This is a genomic window from Enterovibrio norvegicus FF-33, assembly GCF_000286835.2.
Lineage (GTDB): Bacteria > Pseudomonadota > Gammaproteobacteria > Enterobacterales > Vibrionaceae > Enterovibrio > Enterovibrio norvegicus_A.
On record NZ_AJYD02000015.1, the window covers coordinates 60,902 to 71,093 of the forward strand.

Below are 10,192 nucleotides of genomic sequence, written 5' to 3' on the forward strand. Positions count from 1 at the left end.
TTGCCTAAAAAGCACCTGTGCTTTGTTGAACCCATTATCTAGTTTTTTCCAACCGTCAGCATTCGTTATTTAGCAATGCTAGTATGGCGGTGAAGTTTGTCGCCCTCAGAATGAGAAAGAGGTGTACGCGTGTTTCCTATTTTGCTTTTGATGTTCATTACTGTCCCTATTATTGAGATTGCCTTGTTTATTCAAGTTGGCGGCGTGTTGGGTCTATGGCCAACAGTGGCGTTGATTTTGTTGACTGCGATTGTGGGCGCGTCTTTGGTTCGCAGTCAGGGGCTGCAAACACTGATCTCTGTGCAACAGCGCTTGCAGCAAGGCGAATTGCCTGCACAGCAAATCGTGGAAGGTGTGATGCTGGCCGTTGCGGGTGTTTTGCTATTGACGCCCGGTTTTATGACCGATGCGATGGGCATGGCATTTCTATTGCCGTGGCCGCGAGCATGGCTGGCAAAGCAATTGATGAGTCGCGTGAAAGTGGCTGGCTTTCAAAGTGGCTTTCAGCAACAAGGTCCGTTTGGTCATGATCCCTTTGGCGAGCGAGCTGATGGGCAACCTCGAGATAAATCTGCAAATGGCAGTACGTTTGAAGGTGAGTACGAGCGCAAAAAAGACGAGACTGATCGTTTGAACTGATCTTGGATAGTCGCGGATAGAAACAACAAAGCCAACCCCACGGTTGGCTTTGTGTGTTTTGGCTTACGGAGATCAGTGCTGTAATTCCGGTCTGTTTTTATATTGATCTAGCGATTCAGGGTTATCTAAGGCACTCAGCTGTGCCACTGCGCGACCATGCACCACGTCACGCACTGCAAGCTCTGCCAGTTTTCCTGATTTGGTACGCGGAATATCCGTAATAGCTATAATCTTGGCGGGCACGTGCCTTGGTGTGCAGCTGGAGCGAATGGTGGTGCGAATTTTTCGTTCTAGACCCTCGTCTAATGTAACACCTGGCTTCAATTTGACGAACAAGACGACACGCACATCGTTTTGCCAGTCTTGACCAATAACGACAGAATCTAAAATTTCGTCTATCTGATTAACATGGCGATAGATTTCAGCGGTGCCAATGCGCACGCCACCAGGGTTCAATATGGCATCTGAACGGCCAAAGAACAGCATGCCGCCTTCATCAGTCAGCTCAACGTAATCGCCATGGAACCAGATATCTTCAATCTTGTCCCAGTAAGCTTTGTGGTAGCGCGCTCCATCGGTATCGAGCCAAAAACCCACGGGTTGGTTAGGGAAGCTGTTGCAACAGACCAGCTCGCCTTTCTCATCGCGAACAGGCTTTCCTTCGCTATTAAACACTTCAACATCAAGCGCCAAGCCGCGAACCTGACTTTGACCGCGGAATACCGGTGAGATTGGGCTTCCCAACACAAAGCAGCCACAAATGTCGGTGCCTCCGGCGATTGAGCTCAGTTGCAGATCGTTTTTGACGTCTTGATAGACGTAATCAAACTGCTCTGGGCCCAACACTGAGCCGGTTGAGCACAGGGTGCGCAGGGTGGAGAGTGAATGTTCGCGCATTGGCGAATAGTTTTGTTTTTCTAAGGCTTCCAGGTATTTCGCGGATGTGCCGAATAGCGTCACTTTTTGTGCATCGGTTAACCGCCAAAGCACACCAGCATCAGGGTAAAACGGTGAGCCATCGAACAATACCAGTGTCGCGCCACTCGCCAGTGCGCTTGCCATCCAGTTCCACATCATCCAACCACAGGTGGTGAAATAGAAAACGCGATCGCCCACTTTCACATCAGAATGAAGCTGATGCTCTTTCAGATGATTGAGCAGCATGCCGCCGACGCTGTGAATAATGCATTTAGGCTTACCTGTCGTACCGGATGAATACAGCACATAGAGCGGATCATTAAAGCCTACGCGTGTATACGTTAATGCCTCGGCAGGCTTGGCCAACAGAGCGCGCCAGCATGTCTCGTCGTTGTTTAACGGTGTACCGCCGACATAAGGGATCACAACCATGTGGGAGAGACTGTCGACCCCATCTCGCACTGCACGGGCTTTATTTAGGTTGTCATGTGTTTTACCGTTGTAATGGTAGGCGTCAGTAGTAAACAGCACTTTGGGCTGTGTCTGGCCAAAACGGTCTAGCACGCTGTCCGTGCCAAAATCTGGCGACGTTGATGTCCAAATCGCGCCTAGCGAAGACGCGGCCAACATCGCAACCACAGTTTCTGCGATATTAGGAAGGTAGCCTGCCACCACATCACCTTTTTCAACGCCACAGGTTTTGAGGTAGGCGGCAATGCAACTGACTTGGCGCACGAGCTCTGCCCAAGACATCGTAATGGCTTTCTCATCTTCCCCAGAGAAGATGATGGCGTCCTTATCGGGTATGTCTTTTGCCCATTGCAGCAGGTTTTCTGCAAAATTCAATTTGGCATCTGGAAACCAGCGACTGTTTTTATTGGGGTCTTTGTCTGGCTTATCGACGATGCGCTCGCCTTGTTCACCGACCACGCCAGCAAATTGCCATAAGGTTTTCCAAAAGGCTTCGCTGTTTGATATTGACCATGAATACAGCTGGTCGTAATGGGTGATTTTCAACGAGTACTGACTGTTTATCGTGTTAATTAACGCTGTCAGATTGGCATTCGCGATACGCGTTGCGCTAGGTTGCCACAGAGGCTGATTTGACATGCTTGCTCCTAAACATTGTCTGGATGCGCCTGCTCAAAGGCGGGTAAGGCCTGGCAGTGCTGTTCTATCTTTTTCAGTGTTGGGTAGGGGGTCAAATCGAGATGGTAGCGGCGGGCATTAAACAGCTGTGGAACAAGAAAAATATCGGCAAGTGTTGGAACATCATCACAACAAAACGCGGTTTGTGTACCTTCCACTTTCTTTTCTACTGCACTCAGTCCAATGCGGAGCCAGTGCAGATACCAGTCCAATTTTTCGTCTTCACTGTGCCCCATTGGGCCAGTCAGGTGTTTGAGTACCCGAAGGTTGTTCAAAGGGTGGGTATCACAGGCAATGTCTAGTGCTAAAGCTCGACATTTGGCGCGTGCAGCGCTATCTGTTGGCAATATCGAAGGGGATGGGTATACCTCTTCTAGGTATTCGATGATTGCCAGCGATTGCGTCAAGACTTGACCATTATCGACCAAGGTGGGAACCAGCCCACTGGGATTAATCGCCATATAGCCATCACTTTTTTGGTCGCCGTCGAGTAACGATACTGATTGGGGCTGGTAGCTCAGCCCCTTAACATTGAGCGCAATACGAACGCGGTATGAGGCTGACGATTTACTGTAGTCATAAAGCTTCAAAGCTCGCTCTTCCTTGCTATCTTTGTTGCGCTATCCCGTAAGGGGTAACCTCTTGCTCAATCCGTCCGAAGATTGAACGACCTTCCTTGTCATGCATCTCGATTCCGACCCTATCACCATAGAGTAGAAAGGAGGTTTTGGGTGCTCCAAGATCCAGAATTTCCAACATTCGTCGCTCTGCAATGCAACAAGAGCCTTTGCTACGGTCAATATTTGACACAGTTCCTGAGCCGATAATGGTGCCAGCGCCCAATGGACGGCTTTTTGCTGCGTGCGCGATGAGGTCGGCAAAATCAAACGTCATGTCGACGCCTGCATTGGGTGCGCCGAATAATTCATCGTTAAGATGTACGGACAATGGCAAGTGCACTTTGTTGTCTTGCCAGTTCGATACTAATTCGTCAGGAGTGACAGCGACGGGGGAAAATGCCGAAGCGGGCTTGGATTGAAAGAAACCAAAACCTTTCGAAAGCTCTCCGGGAATGAGGTTTCTTAGTGAGATATCGTTGACCAGCATGAGTAATTTGATGTGTTCTCCAGCCTCACTAGATGAGGTTGCCATGTTGACATCATCAGTGATGATGGCCACTTCCGCTTCAAAATCACATCCCCAGCTTTCGTCGCACAGTTCGATATTGTCACGAGGGCCGAGGAATTTGTCGGACATGCCTTGGTACATCAAGGGATCGGTCCAGAAACTCTCTGGCATGCTTGCCCCACGTGCTTTGCGCACCAATTCCACGTGATTGACGTAGGCACTGCCATCCGCCCATTGGTAGGCGCGGGGCAGTGGTGAGTCACAGTCTACTGGGTGAAATGTAAATCGACCGGATGCTTTGTTGGCATTCAATGCGTCATAACGTGCTTGCAACAGTGGCGATAGGGTATCCCATTCATCTAAGGCATCTTGCAGAGTGAAGGCGATGTCTGATGCATCAACGGCTTGAGTCAGATCGCGGGACACTAAAATGAGTTTGCCATCGCGGCGGTGTTTCAGGGAGGCCAGTTTCATTGTTTACTCCTTCATTTCTTTATTCCGTTTCGTTGGACTAGCCTCGAGGGGCGTGCACCAAGACATTACGTAATCGTCAACTTCGGTTTGTTTAGCTGCTTCACCCAAATCTAGCGGCATTCGTGTGTCGATCATGACGGCGACTTCGTCGGTTTGCTTTTTCTTTCCTTTGGCGCCAGCTTCAAATGCTTTGGGGTGCGGGCCATGCGGAAAACCACAAGGGTGATGTGTCACCATGCCGGGGTGAATATTGTCGCGGCTGAAGAACTCGCCCTTGTGATAGAAAATCACTTCATCGTAGTCATCATTGTTGTGATAGAAGGGCACTTTTAATGCGCCGGGGTCTGACTCAATAGGGCGAGGCACAAAAGTGCAAATGATAAATCCGTTGGCCACGAAAGTGGTGTGTGCTGAGGGAGGCAGATGATAGCGATGACTCATCAATGGGCGGATATCACGCCAATTGAGCCTAAATACGGTGAGTTCGCCTTTCCAGCCAACCGCATCGAGTGGGTTGAACGGGTAGGTGATTCGATTCATTGCATTGCGTGATTTTAAATAGACCTCCCATTGGCCTTCTTTTTGTTGCTGGGCGAGGAAGCGTTCATCCATACGAGGATGTTCGAGCATCGCAGGATCAAAGATGGCATGATCGCCGACGATCCCGCGTTCCGCACCCATGTAGGATCCGTTGGTGGCTTCGATCATCAATAACGTGACTGGCGAGTTGGGTTCGATGCGCCAGTTGGTCGAGCGTGGAATGATGAGGTAGTCGCCATCTCGAAATGTCAGATGTCCGTAATCACAATATAACGACCCTGCGCCTTCATGAACAAACAGGCAATCATCACCGTCCCCATTTCTGACCAAATAATCCATGTTTTGATGGCAGCGCCAGATTCGAACTTTCACGTTGGAGTTAGAGAGCAATAAAGGTGCGGTGAGTGGGTTGTTACCCGTATCGGCAATGTTGTTGGTATCAAAGGCGTGTGGGCGGAGGTCTCCTTCCCAGTCTATCCAACCAGTAGGAGCATGCTGGTGGTACATGTGCGTGGCGGGGCCAAAAAAGCCCTCTTTGCCGCATTCGCGTTCAAAGGTACCGTCGGGTAAATCGCAATGCGCCTGTTGCGATGTTACGCCTTCTTTTATAGGGAACGAAAACCACTTTCGCATTTGTCCTCCTGCCGCACGTTGTCTGTGTGGGTGATTTGAGGGAGCTGGTAAATAGTTTCATTTGAAACTACATTAAGCATAGTGCCCAATATTAAAAAGTGGCAACTGAATATCGAGTGATTTTTGTGGTTGTTACTTGGGCTGTCATGTGACGAAAAAGGAAAGCCGTATGGCGAATGCACAAGCATTTATTTTGGATGATTTTTTACCTTACAAGTTAGTAAAAACAGCAATGCACGTCTCAGATGCGTTAGCGAAAATTTATCAAAAGGAATTTGGGATCAGCCGTTCAGAATGGCGAGTATTGGCTTCACTTGGTGCAAGAGATGGGGTGTTGTCGAAAGACTTAGCCAAAGAAACGAGTATGGATAAGGTCAAGGTATCGCGCATCCTCAATAGGCTCGAAGCGAGTGACATAGTGATGCGTGAGACGCTAGAGAAAGATCAACGCGCTGCACTTATTCGATTGACCCAGCAAGGCAACGAACTTTATCAAAAGATAGTGCCACGGGTGTTGGATTGGGAGCGTAAAGTGCTTGATGGGCTTACGGGGACTCAGTATCACGATCTATACGCCGCGCTTGATGCACTTCAACATCGAACCCGAGAACTCGAAGATTAAACGGTTTGTGGTTTGTCATGTTGACCTACGAAGTAGGGACTGGCGTTGCCAGAGTGCGACGACGAAGTAACAACGCGATGCCATAAGCAATCATACCCGCGATGCCATTGGCGGCAGCGATACCGATAAACATACCTTCTGTGTTGTCTAAAAGGCTTCCAATCCATGCCATCGGCAGTAGCAAAACAAATAAACGCATAAGGTTTATCGCGAAAGCCAGCACTGGCTTTTTCATGGCATTGAGTGCACTGACCAACATCATCATGACCCCTTGCATACCGTAACTTGCCGGCACAACAATCAAGTAGTGCCACAGTTTGTTTTGCACCGCAGGTTCTTGACTGAACATAGATGCGATAGGCGCGCTTAATGGCACCATTGCAATGAAAATGAGTAACTGGAACAAGATGGAAAAGCGCATGGCTCGGAACAATGCATCGAAAGCTCTCGATGGGTTACTGGCTCCGAAATTTTGTGCCATTAGCGGTGTTAATGTTGAGGTCAATGCCATCATAACAATAAGTAGAAGAGATTCTATGCGTTGCGCCGCGCCATAAGCGGCAACTGCAGCCGTGCCTTGTGCGGCTAATAACATCATGAGAATGGCGCCGGATATCGGATTCAATGCATTCGATAACGCGGCGGGCGTGCCGATGGCAAGGATGTCTTTCCAATCTTGAATGAGTTTACTAGGGGATGGGCGAGCAAGCAGCCTTTCCCTCTTTATTAGTACATACAAAGAACACACGAGCGCCCCTGCCCAGCTAATGGCACTGGCAATGGCGGCACCTTGTACGCCTAACTCGGGGACTGGGCCGAGACCAAATATCAGTAATGGATCGAGAAGGCCGTTGATGACGCCAGCCACGATCATAATCTTCGCAGGGGTTTTGGTGTCTCCGGTGGCGCGTATGGCGGAGTTGCCAGCCATAGGTATCACGAGCAATGGAATACTGAGATACCACACGTTCATGTAATCATGGATAAGCGGAAGTAAGCGGTCTTGTGCACCCAACAGCCTAAAAAGCGGATCGATAGTCGATAGGCCAATGATGCTGGCAACAATGACCAGTAGCACCGCCAAAATCAACCCGTGTCCGGATACTCTCGCTGCATCATCTATATCACGCTTGCCAAGCGAACGGGCAATACAAGTTGAAAGGCCTACCCCTATGCCCATAGTGATGCAATTCACGGCAAACGTGATCGGGAAAGTGAAGCTAACCGCTGCTAATGCATCTGTACCTAAAAGGGATATAAAGAAGGTATCAACAAGGCTAAAAGCCAAAATAGCAACAAGGCCAAACACCATAGGAATGGTCATGTTTTTGAGGACTTGGTCGATGGGCCCTGTCAGTAGGCCATGTTTATCCTTCATACTACTCTCGGATAGTTTCTTCTCGCTTTGAGAAGAAAAGCGGAAATGTCGAAATCGACTGGCTATCTTCTTTGTCTACAAGGCAGGGCTACCCTAATGGATAGAATGTGATGTCGCAAAAGATATTGGCCAAAAAAATGGAAAAAATTTGCATTTTCCCCCTTGGGATTGAGATAACCCACCCCCACTTAGAAGGTACTTTGGAAGCGACGAACGCTGTTGTTTCCTTTTTAATTCCATACATGGATCACTACATTAATTCAGGAGACGACCAATGAACATTCGTCCACTACATGACCGAGTAATCGTTGAACGCCAAGAAGTTGAATCAAAATCTGCTGGTGGCATTGTTTTAACTGGTTCAGCTGCTGAGAAGTCGACTCGCGGTGTTGTGCTAGCAGTAGGCAAAGGCCGTATCCTTGAGAACGGCACTGTTCAGCCTTTGGACGTTAAAGTTGGCGACACTGTTATTTTCTCAGAAGGCTACGGCACTAAGACTGAAAAAATTGATGGTAAAGAAGTCCTGATCCTGTCTGAAAACGACATCATGGCTATCGTTGAGTAATTACTATTTCACTATAGAAACAGAATTTATAAAGGAAGAGAGAAATGGCAGCTAAAGACGTTAAGTTTGGCAATGATGCACGTACAAAAATGCTGGAAGGCGTAAACGTTCTAGCAAATGCAGTGAAAGTAACCCTTGGCCCTAAAGGTCGTAACGTTGTTCTGGACAAATCGTTTGGCGCACCTGTTATTACTAAAGATGGCGTATCTGTTGCTCGTGAAATTGAACTGGAAGATAAATTCCAGAACATGGGCGCACAAATGGTTAAAGAAGTGGCGTCACAAGCTAATGATGCTGCTGGTGACGGTACAACAACTGCCACGGTTATCGCGCAATCTATCATTACTGAAGGTCTTAAAGCAGTTGCAGCGGGTATGAACCCAATGGATCTGAAGCGTGGTATCGACAAAGCAGTCATCGCTGCTGTTGAAGAGTTGAAAGCACTGTCTGTTCCATGTGCAGATACCAAAGCGATTGCGCAAGTTGGTACTATCTCAGCAAACTCTGATGAGACAGTGGGTAAACTGATTGCAGAAGCAATGGAAAAAGTTGGTCGTGACGGTGTTATCACTGTTGAAGAAGGTCAATCTCTTCAAGACGAGCTAGACGTAGTAGAAGGTATGCAGTTTGATCGCGGCTACCTGTCTCCTTACTTCATTAACAACCAAGAGTCTGGTTCTATTGATTTAGATAGCCCATTCATCCTATTGGTTGACAAGAAAGTATCAAACATCCGTGAATTGCTACCGACTCTGGAAGCAGTTGCGAAATCTTCACGTCCACTGCTGATTATCGCTGAAGACGTAGAAGGTGAAGCATTAGCAACACTTGTTGTGAATAACATGCGTGGCATCGTGAAAGTCGCTGCTGTTAAAGCACCAGGTTTCGGCGACCGCCGTAAAGCAATGCTACAAGACATTGCGACACTGACTGCAGGTACTGTGATTTCTGAAGAAATCGGTATGGAACTGGAGAAAGTAACGCTGGAAGATCTTGGTCAAGCAAAACGCATTACTATTACTAAAGAAAACACCACTATCATTGATGGTGCAGGTGATGAAGCATCTATCCAAGGTCGTGTTTCTCAAATCCGTCAGCAAATCGAAGATGCAACGTCAGATTACGACAAAGAGAAACTGCAAGAGCGTGTTGCTAAATTGGCAGGCGGCGTTGCAGTAATCAAAGTTGGCGCAGCAACTGAAGTTGAAATGAAAGAGAAGAAAGATCGCGTAGAAGATGCACTGCACGCAACACGAGCAGCTGTAGAAGAAGGCGTGGTTGCCGGTGGCGGTGTTGCACTAATCCGTGCTGCACACAAAGTCGTAGATCTTCAAGGCGACAACGAAGACCAAAATGTAGGTATTCGTGTAGCGCTGCGCGCGATGGAATCGCCAATTCGTCAAATCGCATTGAACGCCGGTGATGAAGACTCTGTTGTTGCTAACAACGTGAAAGCTGGTGAAGGTAGCTACGGTTACAACGCAGCGACTGGCGAATACGGCGATATGATTGAAATGGGTATCTTGGACCCTACCAAGGTAACGCGTTCAGCTCTGCAATTTGCAGCATCTGTCGCTGGCCTGATGATTACCACTGAAGCAATGGTAACCGAAGCGCCTAAGCAAGATGGCTCTGCAATGCCTGATATGGGCGGCATGGGTGGCATGGGCGGGATGATGTAATCTCCGTTTCTGCAGAAACTATTCTAGAAAGCCCGCGTTAGCGGGCTTTTTTTCGTATAAAGAAAGAGTTAGTCAAGGCCACGTGTTCTCTGGGCTGTACGAGAATTGACTAACATGCAATTTTGATTAAAAAATAGTCGTGCGGTTTTTGGATTCTGTGCTTTACTCAATAATCTCGCAGTCACAAAACAGTCATTGCAGTGAAATCATATCGACATATGGGCCTTGACCTCTGACTCTCATCGGTACAGATTTGTATATGCAGCATGCATTTTGTACAAAAATGTCGATTTTGAGCGATTAGTGACCATTTGGCATCGAAAGTGTGATTTTTTTCATGAAACCACTTGCGCCAAACTCTGAAGTCCCTATACTGCGCCCCATCGACACGGAACACGGCGAGTTAAGCCGCTTACCAAGTCAACGTTCTTTAACAATTTGACCTATACAATCTGTGTGGGCAC

General features: G+C 48.1%; 9 protein-coding genes. 4 read left to right on the plus strand and 5 right to left on the minus strand.

What is annotated here, in order from left to right; translation table 11 throughout:
- The first annotated feature begins 129 nt into the window (after nucleotides 1-129).
- The gene (locus tag A1OO_RS06685) at nucleotides 130-639 is read left to right on the plus strand and encodes an FxsA family protein (protein ID WP_016960687.1); all 510 of its coding nucleotides are present in this window, start codon (nucleotides 130-132) and stop codon (nucleotides 637-639) included.
- Nucleotides 640-711: 72 nt separating this feature from the next.
- On the opposite strand, the gene A1OO_RS06690 is transcribed toward A1OO_RS06685, so the two are convergent.
- From A1OO_RS06690 to A1OO_RS06705, 4 genes are read right to left on the minus strand one after another with little or no spacing between them, the layout of a single operon-like run.
- Nucleotides 712-2,667, minus strand: coding sequence for an acetoacetate--CoA ligase (locus A1OO_RS06690; RefSeq protein ID WP_017004524.1), 1,956 nt, complete (start codon nucleotides 2,665-2,667; stop codon nucleotides 712-714).
- Between the two features lie 8 nt (nucleotides 2,668-2,675).
- Entirely contained in the window at nucleotides 2,676-3,296 is a 621-nt protein-coding gene (maiA, locus tag A1OO_RS06695) for a maleylacetoacetate isomerase (RefSeq protein WP_017004525.1), read from the minus strand.
- Between the two features lie 16 nt (nucleotides 3,297-3,312).
- Nucleotides 3,313-4,308 (minus strand): fumarylacetoacetate hydrolase family protein, encoded by a 996-nt coding sequence (locus A1OO_RS06700; protein WP_017004526.1) that lies wholly within the window; start codon nucleotides 4,306-4,308, stop codon nucleotides 3,313-3,315.
- 3 nt (nucleotides 4,309-4,311) lie between these two features.
- Entirely contained in the window at nucleotides 4,312-5,481 is a 1,170-nt protein-coding gene (locus A1OO_RS06705) for a homogentisate 1,2-dioxygenase (RefSeq protein WP_017004527.1), read from the minus strand.
- 169 nt (nucleotides 5,482-5,650) lie between these two features.
- On the opposite strand from A1OO_RS06705, the gene A1OO_RS06710 reads away from it, so the two are divergent.
- Nucleotides 5,651-6,103 (plus strand): MarR family winged helix-turn-helix transcriptional regulator, encoded by a 453-nt coding sequence (locus A1OO_RS06710; RefSeq protein ID WP_017004528.1) that lies wholly within the window; start codon nucleotides 5,651-5,653, stop codon nucleotides 6,101-6,103.
- Between the two features lie 25 nt (nucleotides 6,104-6,128).
- Here the strand turns inward: A1OO_RS06710 and A1OO_RS06715 are convergent, their stop codons facing one another.
- Nucleotides 6,129-7,481 carry an MATE family efflux transporter gene (locus A1OO_RS06715; RefSeq protein WP_017004529.1) on the minus strand — a complete coding sequence of 451 codons (1,353 nt, stop codon included), beginning with the start codon at nucleotides 7,479-7,481 and terminating at the stop codon, nucleotides 6,129-6,131.
- A 274-nt stretch (nucleotides 7,482-7,755) separates the two neighbouring features.
- Here A1OO_RS06715 and A1OO_RS06720 point away from each other — a divergent pair, with 274 nt between their 5' ends.
- Nucleotides 7,756-8,046, plus strand: a complete 291-nt coding sequence (locus tag A1OO_RS06720) for a co-chaperone GroES (RefSeq protein WP_016960695.1) — start codon at nucleotides 7,756-7,758, stop codon at nucleotides 8,044-8,046.
- Between the two features lie 44 nt (nucleotides 8,047-8,090).
- On the plus strand, nucleotides 8,091-9,728 hold the full coding sequence (gene groL, locus A1OO_RS06725) for a chaperonin GroEL (protein WP_016960696.1): 1,638 nt from the start codon (nucleotides 8,091-8,093) through the stop codon (nucleotides 9,726-9,728).
- Nucleotides 9,729-10,192: the final 464 nt, after the last annotated feature.